The 19,897-nt window shown below is 72.8% G+C and carries 18 protein-coding genes; 17 read left to right on the top strand and 1 reads right to left on the bottom strand.

Annotated elements, in window-relative coordinates:
* Positions 1 to 807 precede the first annotated feature (807 nt).
* Positions 808 to 1,380, bottom strand: a complete 573-nt coding sequence (locus ACIP4P_RS28445; RefSeq protein ID WP_400923167.1) for a hypothetical protein — start codon at positions 1,378 to 1,380, stop codon at positions 808 to 810.
* 94 nt (positions 1,381 to 1,474) lie between these two features.
* Here ACIP4P_RS28445 and hisI point away from each other — a divergent pair, with 94 nt between their 5' ends.
* From hisI to ACIP4P_RS28360, 17 genes are all read left to right on the top strand, one after another.
* Complete coding sequence (hisI, locus tag ACIP4P_RS28440; RefSeq protein ID WP_350516587.1) at positions 1,475 to 1,849, top strand: phosphoribosyl-AMP cyclohydrolase; 375 nt, start codon at positions 1,475 to 1,477, stop codon at positions 1,847 to 1,849.
* 35 nt (positions 1,850 to 1,884) lie between these two features.
* Entirely contained in the window at positions 1,885 to 3,405 is a 1,521-nt protein-coding gene (locus ACIP4P_RS28435; RefSeq protein ID WP_400923164.1) for an anthranilate synthase component I, read from the top strand.
* A gap of 20 nt (positions 3,406 to 3,425) precedes the next feature.
* Positions 3,426 to 3,887 carry a Uma2 family endonuclease gene (locus tag ACIP4P_RS28430; RefSeq protein WP_350516589.1) on the top strand — a complete coding sequence of 154 codons (462 nt, stop codon included), beginning with the start codon at positions 3,426 to 3,428 and terminating at the stop codon, positions 3,885 to 3,887.
* Positions 3,888 to 3,913: 26 nt separating this feature from the next.
* A complete protein-coding gene (locus ACIP4P_RS28425; protein WP_400923162.1) occupies positions 3,914 to 4,525 on the top strand; it encodes a TIGR02234 family membrane protein in 612 nt (203 codons plus the stop codon).
* A gap of 191 nt (positions 4,526 to 4,716) precedes the next feature.
* Complete coding sequence (locus ACIP4P_RS28420) at positions 4,717 to 4,995, top strand: HGxxPAAW family protein (RefSeq protein ID WP_350516591.1); 279 nt, start codon at positions 4,717 to 4,719, stop codon at positions 4,993 to 4,995.
* A gap of 109 nt (positions 4,996 to 5,104) precedes the next feature.
* Positions 5,105 to 5,545, top strand: a complete 441-nt coding sequence (locus tag ACIP4P_RS28415) for a DUF2752 domain-containing protein (RefSeq protein ID WP_350516592.1) — start codon at positions 5,105 to 5,107, stop codon at positions 5,543 to 5,545.
* 241 nt (positions 5,546 to 5,786) lie between these two features.
* The gene (gene trpC / locus ACIP4P_RS28410) at positions 5,787 to 6,593 is read left to right on the top strand and encodes an indole-3-glycerol phosphate synthase TrpC (RefSeq protein ID WP_350516593.1); all 807 of its coding nucleotides are present in this window, start codon (positions 5,787 to 5,789) and stop codon (positions 6,591 to 6,593) included.
* A gap of 9 nt (positions 6,594 to 6,602) precedes the next feature.
* Complete coding sequence (gene trpM, locus ACIP4P_RS28405; protein WP_400923159.1) at positions 6,603 to 6,752, top strand: tryptophan biosynthesis modulator TrpM; 150 nt, start codon at positions 6,603 to 6,605, stop codon at positions 6,750 to 6,752.
* 50 nt (positions 6,753 to 6,802) lie between these two features.
* On the top strand, positions 6,803 to 8,053 hold the full coding sequence (gene trpB / locus ACIP4P_RS28400) for a tryptophan synthase subunit beta (protein WP_400923157.1): 1,251 nt from the start codon (positions 6,803 to 6,805) through the stop codon (positions 8,051 to 8,053).
* Positions 8,054 to 8,055: 2 nt separating this feature from the next.
* Positions 8,056 to 8,865 carry a tryptophan synthase subunit alpha gene (gene trpA / locus ACIP4P_RS28395; protein WP_400923155.1) on the top strand — a complete coding sequence of 270 codons (810 nt, stop codon included), beginning with the start codon at positions 8,056 to 8,058 and terminating at the stop codon, positions 8,863 to 8,865.
* Between the two features lie 209 nt (positions 8,866 to 9,074).
* Positions 9,075 to 9,320 carry a hypothetical protein gene (locus ACIP4P_RS28390; protein WP_400923153.1) on the top strand — a complete coding sequence of 82 codons (246 nt, stop codon included), beginning with the start codon at positions 9,075 to 9,077 and terminating at the stop codon, positions 9,318 to 9,320.
* A 128-nt stretch (positions 9,321 to 9,448) separates the two neighbouring features.
* Positions 9,449 to 9,955 (top strand): MauE/DoxX family redox-associated membrane protein, encoded by a 507-nt coding sequence (locus ACIP4P_RS28385; RefSeq protein WP_350516597.1) that lies wholly within the window; start codon positions 9,449 to 9,451, stop codon positions 9,953 to 9,955.
* A 64-nt stretch (positions 9,956 to 10,019) separates the two neighbouring features.
* Positions 10,020 to 10,883 (top strand): DsbA family protein, encoded by an 864-nt coding sequence (locus ACIP4P_RS28380; protein WP_400923150.1) that lies wholly within the window; start codon positions 10,020 to 10,022, stop codon positions 10,881 to 10,883.
* Between the two features lie 108 nt (positions 10,884 to 10,991).
* On the top strand, positions 10,992 to 12,059 hold the full coding sequence (gene lgt, locus ACIP4P_RS28375) for a prolipoprotein diacylglyceryl transferase (protein ID WP_400923148.1): 1,068 nt from the start codon (positions 10,992 to 10,994) through the stop codon (positions 12,057 to 12,059).
* Between the two features lie 161 nt (positions 12,060 to 12,220).
* Positions 12,221 to 12,943: a VIT1/CCC1 transporter family protein gene (locus tag ACIP4P_RS28370; RefSeq protein ID WP_400923184.1), complete on the top strand. Its 723-nt coding sequence runs from the start codon at positions 12,221 to 12,223 to the stop codon at positions 12,941 to 12,943.
* Positions 12,944 to 13,380: 437 nt separating this feature from the next.
* On the top strand, positions 13,381 to 17,982 hold the full coding sequence (gene gltB, locus ACIP4P_RS28365; protein ID WP_400923182.1) for a glutamate synthase large subunit: 4,602 nt from the start codon (positions 13,381 to 13,383) through the stop codon (positions 17,980 to 17,982).
* Positions 17,975 to 19,435, top strand: coding sequence for a glutamate synthase subunit beta (locus ACIP4P_RS28360; protein ID WP_400923146.1), 1,461 nt, complete (start codon positions 17,975 to 17,977; stop codon positions 19,433 to 19,435). Before gltB ends, ACIP4P_RS28360 begins: the two co-directional genes overlap by 8 nt.
* The last annotated feature ends 462 nt before the right edge of the window (positions 19,436 to 19,897 follow it).

The following is a 19,897-nucleotide window of genomic DNA, read 5'->3' as shown; positions in this document are numbered from 1 at the left end:
GGGTTATTGTACACCGGGGTGTTGGCGTCGCCGCTGGGGCGCCGCCTACGCGGCGACGGGTCGATAGGGGAGAGTGTGGAGTTGGGGCACTGATTGGTTGTTTCGGCGGCCCCGGCCAGACTTGGCCGGGGCCGCCGTTGCCTTGTGGTTCCGGGCAGGGCGGGCGGGTGGGGTGCGCAGTCTTTTGGGCGGCCCGGCCGCCCATGAGGTGATCGCTCCATGGACGGGGTGGGTGGGCGGGGTAGGTAGTGGTAAGTGGGGCCCGTGTCCGAGGACACGGGCCCCACTTACCACTACCTACCTCTACGGAGGGCCTGGGAATTCGTTCGCATCTGTTTTTTGCGGATGATTCGCTGCAGGTTTCTCCTAGTGCCGCACCTCGGCGTGCCGAGGTGCGGCACCGGATCCCTGTCCTACTGATGTTTTTCGTCCCCTATTCATCTCTGCTTGGGAAGTCGGTTCGGCCGACTTCTCGTGCAGGGAAAAGGTCACCAGGGTGGTCGCGTGGGGGCGGGGGGGGGGGGGGGCCCGGGGCCCCCGGCCCCCCGGGGGGGGGGGGGGGGGGGCGCGGGGGGGCGGGGGGGGGGGGGGGGGGGGGGGGGGGGCGGCCCCCCCCGGGGTGGTTGGGGGGCCCGCGCCGGGGGGCGCGGGCCCGCCTTGGGAGTTCGCACCACGGCTGGACTCCTCTTCTGTTGCCCCGCTGTTCCTCGGCTGGGCCTCCTCGCTGGAGGAGGCCCAGCCCTCAGTTCTCACGGTTGAGTTCTGGGTGCGGCCCGTCGTGTCGAAGCGGTGGCGGGTCGGCGTGGGTCAGGGGCGGAGCGGGGTGGGGAGCTTGGGGGAGCCCTGCTTGTTGCCGGCGGTGAGGGTGCAGGTGTAGTCGCGCCAGCCGTCCTTGTAGTTGGCCAGGGCGGGGCCGAACTCGCGGGGGTAGTAGGACTTGCCGTCGGTCTGGTGGGCCTTGGCGGTGGTCTCGGCGTCCTTGCAGCCGTCGCGCATGGCGACGGCGATGGGGAGTTCGCCGCTGAGGTTGTCCGGGAGCTTGAGGTTGGCGACGACCTCGCCGTCGTGGTCGCCCGTGCAGGGGCGCTGTTCGGCCTTGGTGATGACGGGGCTCAGCTGGGGGTGGTCGAAGCAGGTGCCCACCGGGAAGTAGGCGTACGGGGGCGGGGACTTGGTGGGTGTGGGTGTGGGGGAAGGGGTGGGGGTAGCCGTGGGGGTCGGCGGGGGCGGGGCGGCGGCGGGCTTGGCGGCGTCCTCCGGCCAGAGCACCACGGTGGCCACCACCGCGAGCAGCACGGCCAGGACGGCGGCGACGGTGATCACCAGGCCCCGGGACGGACGGGAGGCGGCGGCTTCGGGCGGCTGCTGCTCGGAGGTCATGGCCATGAGGATGGCCCAGGGCGGCCCCGCGCGGCAGGTGGTTGACGGAAGTGACCCCGAACGGACCCTCCGGCCGGGCTGACACAATGGCCCCATGTCCACCACACCCGCCGCCCCCGGCACCACCTCGCTCGACCCGGCGATCGCCGCCCGCCTCAAGCGCACCGAGGACGGCCTGGTCCCGGCCGTCGCGCAGCAGTACGACACCGGTGAGGTGCTGATGCTGGGCTGGATGGACGACGAGGCGCTGCACCGCACGCTCACCACCGGCCGCTGCACCTACTGGAGCCGCAGCCGCAACGAGTACTGGGTGAAGGGCGACACCTCCGGCCACGTCCAGGCGGTCAAGTCGGTGGCGCTCGACTGCGACGGCGACACCCTGCTGGTGAAGGTCGACCAGAGCGGTGCCGCCTGCCACACCGGCGACCGGACCTGCTTCGACGCAGACGTGCTGTTCCAGACCTCCTGACACCCCGCCCACAACTCCAGAAGGTGCCGCCCCGCATGGACCTCGAAGCCTTCCGCAAGCTCGCCGTCGACACCCGGGTCATCCCCGTCACCCGCAGGCTCCTCGCGGACGGCCTCACCCCGATCGGCCTCTACCGCAGCCTCGCCGAGGAGCGGCCCGGCACCTTCCTGCTGGAGTCCGCCGAGCAGGGCAGCTGGTCGCGCTACTCCTTCGTGGGCGTGCGCAGCGCCGCCGTGCTGACCGCCGGCCCGGACGGCGACGCCCGCTGGCTGGGCACCCCGCCGGTCGGCATCCCGACCGGCGGCGACCCGCTGGAGGTGCTGCGCGCCGCCCTGGAGGCGCTGCACACCCCGCGGCACGCCGACGACGGCCTGCCGCCGCTGACCGGCGGCCTGGTCGGCTACCTCGGGTACGACGTCGTCCGGCGGCTGGAGAAGCTGCCCGACCTCAACCCGGACGACCTCGGCCTGCCCGAGCTGACCATGCTACTGGCCACCGACCTCGCGGTGCTCGACCACTCCGACGGCACGGTGCTGCTGATCGCCAACGCCGTCAACCACAACGACCTGGCCAGCGGCGTCGACGAGGCCTACGCGGACGCGGTGGCCCGGCTGGACGTGATGGAGGCCGGCCTGCTGAAGCCGGTCGACCCGGGCCTGGCGACCTTCACCCCGGCCGGCCCCGGCGAGGTGCACTCGCCGTTCGGCGGGGCGCCGTACCGGGCCGCGGTGGAGGAGGTCAAGGAGCGGATCCGGGCCGGCGAGGCCTTCCAGGTGGTGCCCTCGCAGCGCTTCGAGGCGCCCTGCCCGGCCTCCGCGCTGGACGTCTACCGCGTTCTGCGCACCACCAACCCCAGCCCGTACATGTACCTGTTCCGCTTCCCCGGCCCGGACGGCGGCGCCGAGGGCGGCTTCGACGTGGTCGGCTCCAGCCCGGAGGCGCTGGTCAAGGTCACCGACGGCGAGGCGATGCTGCACCCGATCGCGGGCACCCGGCACCGCGGCGCCACCCCGCACGAGGACGCGGCGCTGGCCGCCGAGCTGCTCGCCGACCCCAAGGAGCGGGCCGAGCACCTGATGCTGGTCGACCTCGGCCGCAACGACCTGGGACGGGTCTGCGAGCCGGGCAGCGTCGAGGTGGTCGACTTCATGCAGATCGAGCGCTACAGCCACGTGATGCACATCGTCTCGACGGTGACCGGCCGGGTCGCCCCCGGGCGGAGCGCCTTCGACGTGCTGACCGCCTGCTTCCCGGCCGGGACGCTCTCCGGCGCGCCCAAGCCCCGGGCGATGCGGATCATCGAGGAGCTGGAGCCCACCCGGCGCGGCCTGTACGGCGGTTGCGTCGGCTACCTGGACTTCGCCGGGGCGTCCGACACCGCGATCGCGATCCGCACCGCGGTGCTGCGCGACGGCACCGCGTACGTGCAGGCGGGCGCCGGCGTGGTCGCCGACTCCGACCCGCACGGCGAGGACACCGAGTGCCGCAACAAGGCGGCCGCCGTGCTGCGGGCCGTCGCCACCGCCAATACGCTGCGGAGGCCGGAACTGTCCTGAGGCGTGAGGAGGCGGCCGGGATGCCCGAGGTGCCGTACGACGAGCTGCGCTGGGAGGTCGTGCTCGCCGCCGCCGTCCAGCTCAGGGACGAACTCGGGGGCCGGGGGCGGGTGTTGTCCCGCGTCCTGGTCGACTTCCCGGCCGCGCACGGGCCGCTCGCCCCGGACCTGGTGGTGGTCGCCGCGGACGCCGTCCGGGACGCCCGGGGCCGGTGCGGCGCCGCGGACGTGGAGGCGGTGCTGGAGGTGTCGCACCCGGGCCGCGACCACGCCTGGGCGCGGGCCTGCGCGGAGAGTGGCGTGCCGCTGTACGTGGTGGTCGACCCGGCGGCCGCCGGCTGCACCGTGCACACCGCGCCGTCCCCGGGCGGGTCGTACCGGGAGGCCGAGCGGGTGCCCTTCGGCAACGACCTGTTCCTGCCGCTGGGCGGGCGCACGGTGGTGCTGCGGACGGACGGGTTCCCCACCCCGGGTACGGCGTAGCGGGTGACCCGGGGGATAGTGGACGGGTGACCGCTGCAGACGAGACCCCCGCCCCCGCCGCTCCCGCCCCGGCCCCGTCCAGGGCGGGCCGCCGCACCCTCGGCGTGATGCTGCTGCTGACCGTGCTGAGCGCCGTGCTGGTGCTCACGGCGGTCGGACGGGTCTGGGCCGAGGGCCGGGCGGGCACCCTGGACGTGTCCGTGACCGGCGGCAAGATCTCCGAACTGCCCGGCGGGCTGGCCCTGGTGGGCCTGGCCGCCGCCGTCGCGGTGTTCGCGGTGCGCGGCGTCGGCCGGCTCGCGGTCGGCGCGCTGACCCTGCTGGCCGGGCTGGGCGCGGCCGCCGCCGCGGTGGCCGGGTCCTCGGACACCGCCGCCCTGGACTCCGCCGCCTCCGGGAAGCTGGCGCTGGCCGGCACCACCGCCACCGAGGTCTCGCACAGCGCCTGGCCGTGGGTCGCCGTGGTCGGCGGACTGCTGCTGGCCGTGGCCGGGCTGATCACCCTGCGGTACGGCCGAGGCTGGCCGGCCATGGGCAGCCGCTACGAGGCGCCCACCCGCAAGGCCCCGGTGAAGGCCGACACGCCCGGCGACCTGTGGAAGGCCCTGGACCGGGGCGAGGACCCGACCGCGGTCTGAGCGGTCCGGGCCGGGCGGCGGGTGTGACGCGACAGACCCGCGGGGGTGACGCGACAGGCCCGCGGGTGTGACGCGATAGACCCGCCACCCGCTTTGGGCCGCCCGTGTGTGGCCCGGCACAATGGGAACCGACAGACCCGCCGGCGGCCCCGCAGGCCCGGCCGGGCCCCGAGAGCCTAGGAGCACCATCGATGTCAGCAGCAGCGCACGGCCACAACCCCGCCGCCTGGACCGGCGTCGTCATCTCGTTCGTCGGCTTCGGCGTCGCGGGTGTCGCGATGATCCTGCCGTCCCCGCTGCTGGTCTGGGCCGGCCTGGCGATCGTCCTGGTCGGCGGCATCGTCGGCAAGGCCATGTCGATGGCCGGCATGGGCGCGCAGCCCAGCACCAACGTCTACAAGTCGGTGGCGGAGCAGACCGCGGCCCGCAAGGCGGCCATCGAGGCCCGTGAGGCCGTCGCCGCCGCCTGAGGCCGGACCGCCGCGGTCCCCATGACCGCGTAAATCGCACGACCGAACGGCGGGCGCGCCACGCCCGCCGTTTCGTTGTGTCCGGGCCCGGCCCGGGCACAATCGGGGCGTGAACGCCGCCCCCACCGCCTCCGCCCCGCCGACCGTGCTGCGCCGGACGGGGCCGCCGCTGGCCGCGCTGGCGGCGGTGGCGATTCCCGCCGGGTACGTCGCGGTGGTGGACCCGAACGCCCCCGGGCACTACCCCGACTGCCCCTTTCTGGCCGCCACCGGCTGGTGGTGCCCCGGTTGCGGGGGCCTGCGCTGCGTCCACGCGCTGACCCACGGGGACCTCACCGGCGCGCTGCACGACAACGCGCTGGCCGTCCTGCTGTTCGGCGTGCTGGCGGTGCTCTGGCTGCGCTGGGCCTGGGCCGCGCTGACCGGCGGGAGGCCGGTCCGGGTCTCGGTCGGGGGCCGGCGCTGGGCGCTGATCCTCCTGTTGGTGCTGGTGTTCGAAGTGGTGCGCAACCTGCCGGTGGGGGCCGGGCTGGCGCCACCGGTGGTCTGACCGGCCCGGCCCGGCCGGGGAGCGCGCCGGGAAATCCGGCCGGGAGCCCGGTGGAGGGCCGGTGAAGCCGCAGCTGGGGGCCGCCGCACGGAGCGTCCCGTTCCGCGAGACGCGGGCCGGACCGATGCGCTGCGGGCACCCGGGTGCCGATACCATCGAAGAGCCGGCGGGCCCCGCCCGTCCGGCCCGCGCCGGCGACACCACGCGCCGGCGAACCAGCAGAAGTGATGGGGGCTCCTGAGTGAGTGTGCTCGACTCGATCATCGAAGGGGTCCGCGAGGACCTCGCCGAGCGGCAGGCCCGGGTCTCCCTGGACGAGCTCAAGGCGCTCGCGGCCAAGGCCCCGGAGGCCAAGGACGGCGTCGCCGCCCTCAAGGGCGACGGGGTCCGGGTGATCTGCGAGGTGAAGCGCTCCAGCCCGTCCAAGGGCGCGCTGGCCTCGATCGCCGACCCGGCGGCGCTGGCCCGCGACTACGCGGCCGGCGGTGCCGCCGCGATCAGCGTGCTGACCGAGCAGCGCCGCTTCGGCGGGTCGCTCGCCGACCTGGACGCGGTCCGCGCCGAGGTGGACACCCCGCTGCTGCGCAAGGACTTCATCGTCACCGCCTACCAGCTGTGGGAGGCCCGCGCGCACGGCGCCGACCTCGCGCTGCTGATCGTCGCGGCCCTCGACCAGCCGGCCCTGGTGTCGCTGATCGAGCGCGCCGAGTCGATCGGCCTCACCCCGCTGGTCGAGGTGCACGACGAGGACGAGATCAAGCGCGCGGTGGACGCCGGGGCCCGGATCATCGGGGTCAACGCCCGGAACCTGCGGACCCTCGAAGTCGACCGCAACACCTTCGAGAACGTCGCCCACGCCATCCCGGACGGCATCGTCAAGATCGCCGAGTCGGGGGTGCGCGGCCCGCTGGACGTCATCCACTACGCCAACCTGGGCGCCGACGCGGTGCTGGTCGGCGAGTCGCTGGTGACCGGCAAGGACCCGCGGGCGGCCGTCGCCGACCTGGTCGCGGCCGGGGCCCACCCCGCCGTCCGGCACAAGGACTGACCCGACCCCGTGAAGATCGCCTCCCGACTCGCCCCCGGCTGCCGCCCGCGCGGCTGCCGCGCGCCCGCACGCCGGGTGCTGGGCCGTCGGGTGCGGTACGTGATCGGCTGCGAGCCGGGGCAGGTGCCGGGGCGGCGATGGCGCGTGACGCGCGGCTGAACCCAGCCGATCAGACGTCACTGTCATCCATCTCCGCAAGGGAAACCACCATGTCCGAGAAGGACTACCTGCCCGGCGCCCAGGTGCCGGACGCCCGCGGCTACTTCGGCGCGTACGGCGGCCGCTTCATCCCCGAGGCGCTGGTCGCCGCGGTCGAGCAGGTCGCCGAGGAGTACGAGAAGGCGAAGGCCGACCCGGCCTTCGCCGCCGAGCTGGACGGGCTGCTGAAGGACTACACCGGTCGGCCGAGCCCGCTGACCGACGTGCACCGCTTCTCCGCCGAGGCGGGCGGCGCGCGGATCCTGCTCAAGCGCGAGGACCTCAACCACACCGGCTCGCACAAGATCAACAACGTGCTGGGCCAGGCCCTGCTCACCAGGCGGATGGGCAAGACCCGGATCATCGCCGAGACCGGCGCCGGCCAGCACGGGGTGGCCACCGCCACCGCCTGTGCCCTGTTCGGCTTCGACTGCACCATCTACATGGGCGAGGTCGACACCGAGCGCCAGGCGCTCAACGTCGCCCGGATGCGGATGCTCGGTGCCGAGGTGGTGGCCGTCAAGTCCGGCTCCCGGACGCTCAAGGACGCCATCAACGAGGCCTTCCGCGACTGGGTCGCCAACGTCGACTCCACCCACTACCTGTTCGGGACGGTCGCCGGGCCGCACCCCTTCCCGATGATGGTCCGCGACTTCCACCGGATCATCGGGGTCGAGGCGCGGCAGCAGGTGCTCGACCGCACCGGGCGGCTGCCCGACGCGGTGGTCGCCTGCGTCGGCGGCGGCTCGAACGCGATGGGGATCTTCCACGAGTTCATCCCGGACGCCGGGGTCCGGCTGATCGGCTGCGAGGCGGCCGGCGAGGGCGCCGACACCCCGCGGCACGCGGCCACCCTGACCAAGGGCGACCCGGGGGTGCTGCACGGCTCCCGGACGTACGTCCTCCAGGACGAGGACGGGCAGACCATCGAGTCGCACTCGATCTCGGCCGGTCTGGACTACCCGGGCGTCGGCCCGGAGCACGCCTGGCTGAAGGACACCGGACGGGCCGAGTACCGGCCGGTGACCGACGACGCGGCGATGCAGGCGCTGCGGCTGCTGTCGCGCACCGAGGGGATCATCCCGGCGATCGAGAGCGCCCACGCGCTGGCCGGGGCGCTGGACCTGGGCCGGGAGCTCGGGCCGGAGGCAACCATCCTGGTCTCGCTCTCCGGGCGCGGCGACAAGGACATGCACACCGCGGCCCAGTACTTCGGGCTGTACGACGAGCCGGCCGGCGGCGCGGCCGAGGGGGGTAAGTGATCATGGCTTCGAAGCTGAGCACGGTGCTGGCCGCGGCCAGGGCCGAGGACCGGGCGGCGCTGATCGGGTACCTCCCGGCCGGGTTCCCGACCGTCGACGGCGGGATCCGGGCGGTCAACGCGCTGATCGAGGGCGGCTGCGACGTCGTCGAGGTCGGGCTGCCGCACTCCGACCCGGTCCTGGACGGGGCCGTGATCCAGACCGCCGACGACATCGCGCTGCGCGGCGGGGTGCGGATCAAGGACGTGCTGCGCACCGTCCAGGAGGTCGCCACCGCGCACCCCGGGGCGGCGGTGCTGGTGATGACGTACTGGAACCCGGTCGACCGCTACGGGGTCGCCCGCTTCGCGGCGGACCTGGCCGCGGCGGGCGGGGCGGGCTGCATCCTGCCGGACCTGCCGGTGGAGGAGTCCGAGGAGTGGCGCAAGGCGGCGGAGGAGCACGGGCTGGACACCGTGTTCGTGGTCGCCCCGAGCAGCAAGGACGCGCGACTGGCGGAGGTCACGGCGGCCGGCAGCGGCTTCGTGTACGCGGCCGCGGTGATGGGCGTGACCGGGACCCGCTCCGCGGTCGGCTCGCTGGCCGAGGACCTGGTCGCCCGGACCCGGGCCACCACCGACCTGCCGGTCTGCGTCGGCCTCGGGGTCTCCGACGCCGTGCAGGCGGCGGAGGTCGCCCGCTTCGCGGACGGGGTGATCGTGGGGTCGGCCTTCGTCAAGCGGATCCTGGCGGCCGGCGAGGACGAGGCGGCGGCGCTGGACGCCGTCCGCGCGCTCGCCGGTGAGCTCGCCGCGGGTGTCCGCAGGAGCTGACCCACGGTCGAACCGACGGCCCGCCACCTTCCGGGGTGGCGGGCCGTCGTGCTGTCCGGCCCGACGCGCCGGTCGTCCACTTCGCGGCGGCCCCGAACGAGTGAACAGCGAGGGCGACACGCATCAGGCGGGATTGACCGGCGTTGAGAGGAGGGACGAGTGCACGGACCACGTGCACGGGGTGGCCGAGCGAGCGAAGGGGTGAGCCGGTGGCGGGTCTTCATCGGGCCGTGCTGCTGCGGGCGGCAGCGGCCGCGCTGGCCCTGGGGGCCGCCGTCGGCGCCCACACCGAGGTGGGGCAGGCGCTGGCCAAGCGGGGGGCCGAGCGGGCCGAGCGGGAGGCGGTGGCCTGTGCGGAGGCGGCGCGCTGGGACGCGGCCGAGCGGGCCGCCCGGGCGCCGCGGGAGGGGCGACCGGAGCTGTTCGACCCGGGGCGGCTGCCGGGGTGCCGGTGACGGAGGATTGTTCGACGTAATCGGACAGAACGTCACTCGTCCGGCGTAATTCCTGAATCCGGAGGAACCGCCCTTCATCCATTACGGTTCATCAGGGAGTGAACGAGTTTCCTGAGGGGGGTTCCCTGATGACCGGCCCGGCGGTGCAGCCCGGTGACCCGGCCGTGCGGCGGCCGGCGCCGGTCTGGAGCGAATGGTTGGGCACCGCCGTGCGGCTCGGCCTGGCGGTGGTCTGGGGGTGGGCCGGACTGGCCAAGATCGCCGACCCGGCGGAGGCCGCCCAGGCGGTCCGGGCCTACGAGATCCTGCCCGAGGGCCTGGTCAAGCCGATCGGCTACGGGCTGCCCTTCCTGGAGCTGGCGCTCGCCCTGCTGCTGGTGATCGGCCTCGGGGTCCGGCTGGTCGCCGGGGTCTCCGCGCTGCTGCTGCTCACCTTCATCGCCGGCATCGCCTCGGCCTGGGCGCGCGGCATCTCGATCGACTGCGGCTGCTTCGGCGGCGGCGGACACGTCGACGCCTCGCAGACCGAGTACCTGCAGGAGATCCTTCGCGACACCGGGTTCCTGCTGCTGGCCGGGTGGCTGCTCGTGCGGCCGCGCACCCGGCTCTCGGCCGACGGCTGGCTGGCCAGCTGACCCGTCCGGCCGTGTCCCCCACTCCCGCACCCGACGAAGGCCCCCGACCGTGGATGTCAAGGCAATGAGCGAGAAGAACCGAGAAGGCAAGCGCACCGCCCGTGAGCGGATGCTGGACCAGCGGGCGGCCGAGGAGGCCTCCTCGCGGCGCAGGAAGAAGCTGATCGTCGGCGGTGCCGTGCTCGCGGTGATCGCCGCCGCGGTGGTCGTCGGCGTGGTGGTGCAGAACCAGCGCTCCAAGCCGGAGACCCCGACGGCCGTCCCGGCCGGGACGATCGGCGACAAGAACCTGGTGGTCCCGGTGGGCGCGAGCAACGCGCCGTCGGTGCTCACGGTGTACGAGGACCCGCGCTGCCCGGCCTGCGGCATCTTCGAGCGGGAGTTCTCCTCCACCATCGACCAGCTGGAGGACCAGGGCAAGATCTACACCAACGCCCACGTGGTGTCCTTCATCGACCGCGCGCTGCCGGGCAAGGGCTCCAAGAACGGGGCCAACGCGCTGGCCTGCGCCCAGGACGCCGGGCACTTCCGGGACTTCCACGACGTGCTGTACCGCAACCAGCCGGACGAGACCAACGACGCCTTCGGCAACAAGGCGGTGCTGCTCAACCTGGCGAAGCAGGTGAACGGGCTGGACACGCCGGAGTTCCAGGCCTGCGTCAACGACAACAAGTACGGCGGCTGGGTCTCCGCGGTGCAGCAGGACTTCGACAAGTCCAGCTACAAGTCGACGCCGACGGTGCTGCTCAACGGGAAGCCGATCTACCCGAAGAACGGCGACGAGGAGATCACCCCGGCGAACCTGGTGAAGTGGGTGGACGCCGCCAACGAGGGCAAGCAGCTGGGCACGCCCGGCACCAACGGGCAGACCCCCGCGCCCACGGCGGCCGCTTCGGAGGCCAACAACCCCTCGCCGACGGCCGGCTGAGCCGTTCCGGTGGCCGCAGCCCCCTTCCGGCCGGGAGGGGGCTGTTCGCTATCTGTGACCCCGGGGGTGCCCGATGGGGACGTCGGACCCTGTAGCGTCGGAACCGCCATGGATATCGCCTACATTCCCAGCCCGTCGCGGGGCGTCCTCTACCTCGGACCGATCCCGCTGCGCGCCTACGCCTTCTGCATCATCCTCGGTGTCGTCGTGGCCGTCTGGCTCGGCAGCAAGCGCTGGGTCGACCGGGGCGGTGCCAAGCACACCGTCGGCGACATCGCCGTCTGGGCCGTGCCCTTCGGCCTGGTCGGCGGCCGGCTGTACCACGTGATCACCGACCACCAGCTGTACTTCGGCGAGGGGAAGAACCCCTGGAACGCCTTCAAGATCTGGGAGGGCGGCCTCGGGATCTGGGGGGCGATCGCGCTGGGCGCGGTCGGCGCCTGGATCGGCGCCCGCCGCCGGGGCGTGCCGCTGCCCGCCTACGCCGACGCCATCGCGCCGGGCATCGCGCTCGCCCAGGCGATGGGCCGCTGGGGCAACTACTTCAACCAGGAGCTGTACGGGCGGCCGACCACGCTGCCCTGGGGCCTGGAGATCCACAAGACGCTGCCCGGCGGTGAGGTGGTGACCGGCGTCTACCACCCGACCTTCCTGTACGAGTCGCTGTGGTGCGTGGGTGTGGCGCTGCTGGTGATGTGGGCGGACCGCCGCTGGAGTCTGGGCCACGGCCGGGCCTTCGCGGTGTACGTGGCCGCGTACACGGTGGGCCGGTTCTGGATCGAGTACCTGCGGATCGACGAGGCCCACCACTACCTGGGCCTGCGGCTGAACGACTGGACGTCGATCGTGGTGTTCCTCGCCGCGGTGGCCTACTTCGTGATCGTCGGGAAGCGCAAGCCGGGCCGCGAGGACCCGGCGAGCATCGACCCGGCGGCGCACGAGGGTGCCGAGGGTGTCCCGGGCGCCGAGGAGAAGCCGGCGGGCGAGAAGACGACCGAGAAGACGACCGAGAAGACGGGCGCGAAGGCGGCCGAGAAGGCGCGCGAGACGGTGGACGGTGACAAGCCGTCTCAGCTGCTGGACGTCGAGGCGGAGGAGAAGGCGGCCGGGAAGCCCGCCGCCACCGCCGCCGGCACCGCCGAGAAGACCGGCAAGGACGCCGCGAACCCGATCTGAGCAGGCACTTCCACTGACTGAGGCTGCCCTTCGCGAGAGCTGCGAAGGGCAGCCTCAGCATCGTTCGGGAAGCCTTACTTTGCTGGAAATGCCCAGGTCAGAAGGGCTACGGTCAGGGCGACGAAGAAAGACGGAGGGGAAGAACCGTGACTGCCAGCACCCTGGAAGCCGAGCCCGCCCAGCACCCGCGGATACCCGCCGCCGACCACCACCGGGACGTCAACGGCGGCTGGCTGCGGCCCGCGGTGTTCGGCGCGGTGGACGGCCTGGTGTCCAACTTCGCGCTGATGACCGGTGTGGTCGGCGGCGCGGCGTCCCACGGCACGGTGATCCTCACCGGGCTGGCGGGCCTGGCGGCCGGCGCCTGCTCGATGGCGGCGGGGGAGTACACCTCGGTGGCCTCGCAGCGGGAGCTGGTGCAGGCCGAGATCGAGGCCGAGCGGCTGGAGCTGAGCCGCAACCCGCACGGCGAGCTGGCCGAGCTGGCGCAGCTGTACGTCTCGCGCGGGGTGGAGCCGGAGCTGGCCCACGAGGTGGCCCGGCAGCTGTCCCGGGACCCGGAGCTGGCGCTGGAGATCCACGCCCGGGAGGAGCTGGGCGTCGACCCCCACGACCTGCCCTCGCCGCTGGTCGCGGCGGCCTCCTCGTTCCTGTGCTTCGCGCTCGGCGCGCTGCTGCCGCTGCTGCCGTACCTGCTGGGGGCGACCACGCTGCTGCCCGCGATGCTGCTGGCGGGCCTCGGCCTGTTCGGCTGCGGCGCGGTGGTGGCCCGGGTGACGGCGCGCAGCTGGTGGTTCAGCGGGGTGCGGCAGCTGGTGCTGGGCGGCGCGGCGGCCGGAGTGACGTACCTGCTCGGCCGGCTGATCGGCGGGCACGTCGGTTGACCGTCGTCGACCGTATGACGGTCGACCGCACTGCATGACTATGCCGGGCAACGCGTGACGTTCCGCACATGGACGTCGCGGGTTGCCCGGCATCGTCTCACCATCCGGGCCTCTGGACCGCTGATTCGCATCCGTCGACCCCGGTCCCGGGATGGATTCCCAGGCGTCCATGATCAGGGTGTGTGGCGTTCCGGTTTCGCCCCTGTTTCAGGCGGGGGACGGTTGGGCACAATCGTCGGGACGTGCACTGTGGCACGTCCTCTCTCCCAGCCTCCTGACCTGCGTGTCCGTCCGCCATGTGGACGGGATATTCCGCTTCTCGGGATCCTGGGCATCATGGAACTTGCACCGCACCACCCGCATCAGGGCCAGCGTCGTCCCTACTTGCACCAACTTGCCGAAAGACGACGACGGGAGAGCCGATGCTGTCTGCATCCATGCACTCCGCCAACGAGCCCCAGGCCGGCGCCGCCCGCCAGCCGTACACGCTCGTGCCGGATGCGCGACCTGCTGCTCAGGGCCTGTACGACCCGCGGAACGAGCACGATGCCTGCGGCGTCGGTTTCGTCGCCACGCTGACCGGCGTCGCCGACCACACGATCGTCGGGCAGGCGCTGAACGTCCTGCGCAACCTGGAGCACCGCGGCGCCACCGGCGCCGAGCCGGACTCCGGTGACGGCGCGGGCATCCTCACCCAGGTCCCGGACGCCTTCCTGCGCGGGAAGGTCGACTTCGAGCTCCCGGCGGCCGGCCGCTACGCGGTGGGCATCGCCTTCCTGCCCGACGAGGACGCCGCCGCCGCGGCCGCCGTCGAGCGGATCGAGACGATCGCCGCCGAGGAGGGCCTGACCGTCCTCGGCTGGCGCGACGTCCCGGTCACCCCGGACCTGCTGGGCGCCACCGCCCGCAGCGTGATGCCGCGCTTCCGCCAGCTCTTCCTGACGGACGGGGCGAAGGCCGGGATCGAACTGGACCGGATCGGCTTCGTCGTCCGCAAGCGGGCCGAGCGCGAGGTCGGGGTCTACTTCCCGTCGCTGTCCGCCCGCACCATCGTCTACAAGGGCATGCTGACCACCGGCCAGCTGGAGCCCTTCTTCCCCGACCTGTCGGACCGCAGCTACGCGTCCGCGATCGGCCTGGTGCACTCGCGGTTCTCCACCAACACCTTCCCGAGCTGGCCGCTCGCCCACCCGTACCGCTTCGTCGCCCACAACGGCGAGATCAACACGGTCAAGGGCAACCGCAACTGGATGCGGGCCCGGGAGTCCCAGCTCGCGACGGACCTGATCCCCGCCAACCGGAACGGGCAGGGTCTGGAGCGGATCTTCCCGATCTGCACGCCGGACCACTCCGACTCGGCGTCGTTCGACGAGGTCCTGGAGCTGCTCCACCTCGGCGGCCGCTCGCTGCCGCACTCGGTGCTGATGATGATCCCGGAGGCCTGGGAGAACCACGCCACCATGGACCCGGCCCGCCGGGCGTTCTACCAGTACCACTCCAACCTGATGGAGCCCTGGGACGGCCCGGCCTGCGTCACCTTCACCGACGGCACCCAGATCGGCGCCGTGCTCGACCGCAACGGCCTGCGCCCGGCCCGCTACTGGGTCACCGAGGACGGCCTGGTCGTGCTCTCCTCCGAGGTCGGCGTGCTCGACATCGAGCAGGAGAAGGTCGTCCGCAAGGGCCGGCTGCAGCCCGGCCGGATGTTCCTGGTCGACACCGTCGAGGGCCGGATCGTCGCCGACGAGGAGATCAAGTCCGCCCTGGCCGCCGAGCACCCGTACGGGGAGTGGGTCGGCGCCGGGCAGATCCAGCTCGCCAAGCTGCCCGAGCGCGAGCACATCGCCCACACCCACGCCTCCGTCACCCGCCGCCAGCAGACCTTCGGCTACACCGAGGAGGAGCTGCGGGTCATCCTCGCGCCGATGGCCAAGACCGGCGCCGAGGCGCTCGGCTCGATGGGCACCGACTCGCCGATCGCGGCGCTGAGCGAGAAGCCGCGGCTGCTGTTCGACTACTTCGTGCAGCTCTTCGCGCAGGTCACCAACCCGCCGCTGGACGCCATCCGCGAGGAGCTCGTCACCTCGCTGCTGTCCAACCTCGGCCCCGAGGGCAACCTGCTGGCCGCCGAGTCCGCCTCCTGCCGCTCGGTCGGGATCACCTTCCCGGTGATCGACAACGACGAGCTGGCCAAGCTGGTCCACGTCAACGCCGACGGCGACCAGCCCGGGCTGAAGGCCGTCACGCTGTCCGGCCTCTACAAGGTCGCCGCCGGCGGCGAGGGACTGGCCGCGCGGCTGGCGGCGGTCGCCGCCGAGGCCGACGCGGCGATCGCCGACGGCGCCCGGATCATCGTGCTGTCCGACCGGCACTCCGACGCCGAGCACGCGCCGATCCCCTCGCTGCTGCTCACCTCGGCCATCCACCACCACCTGATCCGCACCAAGCAGCGCACCCAGGTGTCGCTGCTGGTCGAGGCCGGCGACGTGCGCGAGGTGCACCACGTCGCGCTGCTGATCGGCTACGGCGCCGGCGCCGTCAACCCGTACCTGGCGATGGAGTCGGTCGAGGACCTGGTCGCCCAGGGGGTGTTCATCCAGGGCGTCGAGGCCGAGAAGGCGATCAAGAACCTGATCAAGGCGCTCGGCAAGGGCGTGCTCAAGGTGATGTCCAAGATGGGCATCTCGACCGTCGCCTCCTACCGCGGCGCCCAGGTCTTCGAGGCGATCGGGCTCTCCCAGGACCTGGTCGACGCCTACTTCGCCGGGACCACCACCAAGCTCGGCGGGATCGGGCTGGCGGAGGTCGCCAAGGAGACCGCCGCCCGGCACGCCAAGGCCTACCCGGCCTCCGGCATCCCGGCCGCGCACCGCGCGCTGGAGATCGGCGGCGAGTACCAGTGGCGCCGCGAGGGCGAGCCGCACCTGTTCGACCCGGACACCGTCTTCCGGCTGCAGCACTCCACCCGCAACCGCCGGTACGACATCTTCAAGCAGTACACCGACCGGGTGAACGAGCAGTCCGAGCGGCTGATGACGCTGCGCGGCCTGTTCCAGCTGGACGGCCTCGACCGGGAGCCGATCCCGGTCGAGGAGGTCGAGCCGGTCTCCGAGATCGTCAAGCGCTTCTCGACCGGCGCCATGTCGTACGGCTCCATCTCGATGGAGGCGCACGAGACCCTGGCCATCGCGATGAACCGCCTCGGCGGCAAGTCCAACACCGGTGAGGGCGGCGAGGACCCGGAGCGGCTGTACGACCCCGAGCGGCGCTCGGCGATCAAGCAGGTCGCCTCCGGCCGGTTCGGCGTCACCTCCGAGTACCTGGTCAACGCCGACGACATCCAGATCAAGATGGCCCAGGGCGCCAAGCCCGGCGAGGGCGGCCAGCTGCCCGGCCACAAGGTGTACCCGTGGGTCGCCCGGACCCGGCACTCCACCCCGGGCGTCGGCCTGATCTCGCCGCCGCCGCACCACGACATCTACTCGATCGAGGACCTCGCCCAGCTCATCCACGACCTCAAGAACGCCAACCCGGCCGCCCGCATCCACGTGAAGCTGGTCTCCGAGGTGGGCGTGGGGACGGTCGCCGCGGGCGTCTCCAAGGCGCACGCCGACGTGGTGCTGGTGTCGGGGCACGACGGCGGCACCGGTGCCTCGCCGCTCACCTCGCTCAAGCACGCCGGCGGACCCTGGGAGCTGGGGCTCGCCGAGACCCAGCAGACCCTGCTGCTCAACGGGCTGCGCGACCGCATCGTGGTGCAGACCGACGGCCAGCTGAAGACCGGCCGCGACGTGGTGATCGCCGCGCTGCTCGGCGCCGAGGAGTTCGGCTTCGCGACGGCCCCGCTGGTGGTCTCCGGCTGCATCATGATGCGGGTCTGCCACCTGGACACCTGCCCGGTCGGCGTCGCCACCCAGAACCCGGTGCTGCGCGAGCGCTTCTCCGGCAAGCCCGAATTCGTGGTCAACTTCTTCGAGTTCATCGCCGAGGAGGTCCGGGAGATCCTGGCCTCGCTGGGCTTCCGCTCGATCGAGGAGGCCGTCGGCCGCGCCGAGCACATCGACGCCCGGGCCGCGATCGACCACTGGAAGGCCGTCGGGCTCGACCTGGCCCCGCTGTTCCACGTGCCCGAACTGCCCGAGGGCGCCGCCCGGTACCGCACCACCGAGCAGGACCACGCGCTGGACAAGGCCCTGGACAACCAGCTGATCGCGCTGGCCGAGGACGCCCTGGAGCGCGGCGAGTCGGTGCGCATCCAGCTGCCGATCCGCAACGTCAACCGCACCGTCGGCACCATGCTCGGCCACCGGGTGACCAAGCGGTACCGCGGCGAGGGCCTGCCCGAGGGGACCATCGACGTCACCTTCACCGGCTCGGCCGGCCAGTCCTTCGGCGCCTTCGTGCCCAAGGGCGTCACCCTGCGGCTGGAGGGCGACGCCAACGACTACGTCGGCAAGGGGCTCTCCGGCGGCGTGCTCGTGGTCCGCCCGGCCCGCGAGGCGGCGGCGATCGGCAACGACGCCCAGAACCACGTGATCGCCGGCAACACCATCGGCTACGGCGCCACCTCGGGCCGGATCCACCTGCGCGGCAAGGCCGGTGAGCGCTTCGCCGTCCGCAACTCCGGCGCCACCCTGGTCGTCGAGGGCGTCGGCGACCACGCCCTGGAGTACATGACCGGCGGCCGGGTCGTCGTCCTCGGCGAGACCGGACGCAACCTCGCGGCCGGCATGTCCGGCGGCATCGGGTACGTCCTGGACCTGCGCCCCGCCAACGTCAACGACGGCATGGTGGGCATCGAGGCCCCCAGCGCCGCCGACCGCGACTGGCTGCGCGACACCGTGCAGCAGCACTACGAGGAGACCGGCTCCACCGTCGCCGCCGAACTCCTCGCCGACTGGGGCAGCGGGGTCTCCCGCTTCTCCAAGATCATGCCGACCGACTACAAGGCAGTGCTCGCCGCCAAGGACGCCGCTGAGCGCGATGGCCTCTCCGAGGCCGAGACCACTCGCAAGATGATGGAGGCGGCTAATGGCTGACCCCAAGGGCTTCCTGACCACGCCCAAGCAGCTGGCGGAGCGCCGACCGGTCGACGTCCGGATCAAGGACTGGAACGAGGTCTACGTCGAGCGCAGCCTGCTGCCGATCATCACCCAGCAGGCCGGCCGCTGCATGGACTGCGGCATCCCGTTCTGCCACAACGGCTGCCCGCTCGGGAACCTCATCCCCGAGTGGAACGACCTCGCCTACCGCGAGGACTTCACCGGCGCCATCGAGCGGCTGCACGCCACCAACAACTTCCCGGAGTTCACCGGGCGGCTGTGCCCCGCTCCCTGCGAGTCGGCCTGCGTGCTCGGCATCAACCAGGACGCGGTGACCATCAAGAACGTCGAGGTCACCATCATCGACAAGGCCTGGGACCGCGGCGGGGTCACCCCGCAGGTCCCGGAGCGGCTCTCCGGCAAGACCGTCGCCGTGGTCGGCTCCGGCCCGGCCGGCCTGGCCGCCGCCCAGCAGCTCACCCGGGCCGGGCACACCGTGGTGGTGTACGAGCGCGCCGACCGGATCGGCGGACTGCTGCGCTACGGCATCCCCGAGTTCAAGATGGAGAAGCGCCACATCAACCGCCGGATCGAGCAGATGCGGGCGGAGGGCACCCGGTTCCGCACCGGCGTGCACGTCGGCGAGGACCTCACCGGCCAGGACCTGCGGTCGCGCTTCGACGCCGTCGTCGTCGCGGCCGGCGCCACCACGGCCCGCGACCTGCCGGTGCCCGGGCGCGAGCTCAAGGGCGTCCACCAGGCCATGGAGTACCTGCCGCTGGCCAACAAGGTGCAGGAGGGTGACCTGGTCGACTCCCCGATCAGCGCCCGGGGCAAGCACGTGGTGGTGATCGGCGGCGGCGACACCGGCGCGGACTGCGTCGGCACCGCCCACCGCCAGGGCGCCCTGTCCGTCACCCAGCTGGAGATCATGCCGCGACCCGGCGAGGAGCGGCCCGGCAACCAGCCCTGGCCCACCATGCCGATGACCTACAAGGTCACCTCCGCGCACGAGGAGGGCGGCGAGCGGATCTACTCCGTGAACACCACCCACTTCACCGGCGACGAGGACGGCAACGTCCAGGAACTCCACCTGGTCGAGGTCGAATTCAAGGACGGCCGGTTCGAGCCCGTCCCCGGCACCGAGCGGACCCTGCCGGCCCAGCTGGTCACCCTGGCCATGGGCTTCACCGGGACGGACGTGCGCAACGGGCTGGTCGAGCAGCTGGGAGTGGACCTCGACGCGCGCGGTAACATTGGCCGCGACGGCCGGTTCGCCACCAATGTCGATGGCGTGTACGTCTGCGGAGACGCCGGCCGAGGCCAGTCGCTGATCGTCTGGGCCATCGCGGAAGGCCGTTCGGCCGCCGCCGCGGTGGACAAGTACCTGGGCGGCAAGACCCCGCTTCCCGCCCCGATCCGGCCCACGGACCGCCCACTGGTGGTCTGACGGCCCCGGACGGTCCCCGACCGGCCCACCCCGAACCCCCGGCGCCGCATCGCCGGGAGCTCAACCCGCTGCCCCCGCCAGCGTCGCCGGGCCAACGCGGTCTCCTGGCGCCTGCCCTCTTCCCCGACCAGTTGGAGGGCGGGCGCCGTCGCGTTCCCCGGGGCCTTTCGACGGCGGTGTCGGCGGCGATGTCGGTGGCAGTCCCGACGGGGTTCCCGGCAGCGGTCCCGGCAGCGGTCCCGACGGGGTTCCCAGGCGGTTCTCACCCGCCGTCCCGGCCGCCTTCCGCGTCCCTGTCACGGGCGCTCTCACCAGGCTCTTACCGGCGCCCCCAGCAGCGGTTCCGTCCGTGCACCGGGAGCCCACTCCCAGCGTTCTCCCAGGCTTCGCCGGACGGACGGAATGCCCACCGGCACGGGCTGTTGTTCGTCGGTGCCAGGTGAAAGACTGCCGCCGACGGCC

Source organism: Kitasatospora sp. NPDC089509 (genome assembly GCF_044749365.1).
In the GTDB taxonomy this organism is placed as follows: Bacteria; Actinomycetota; Actinomycetes; order Streptomycetales; family Streptomycetaceae; genus Kitasatospora.
The sequence above is the reverse complement of the archived record's forward strand: the minus strand, read 5'-3'. Positions and strand labels throughout refer to the sequence as shown.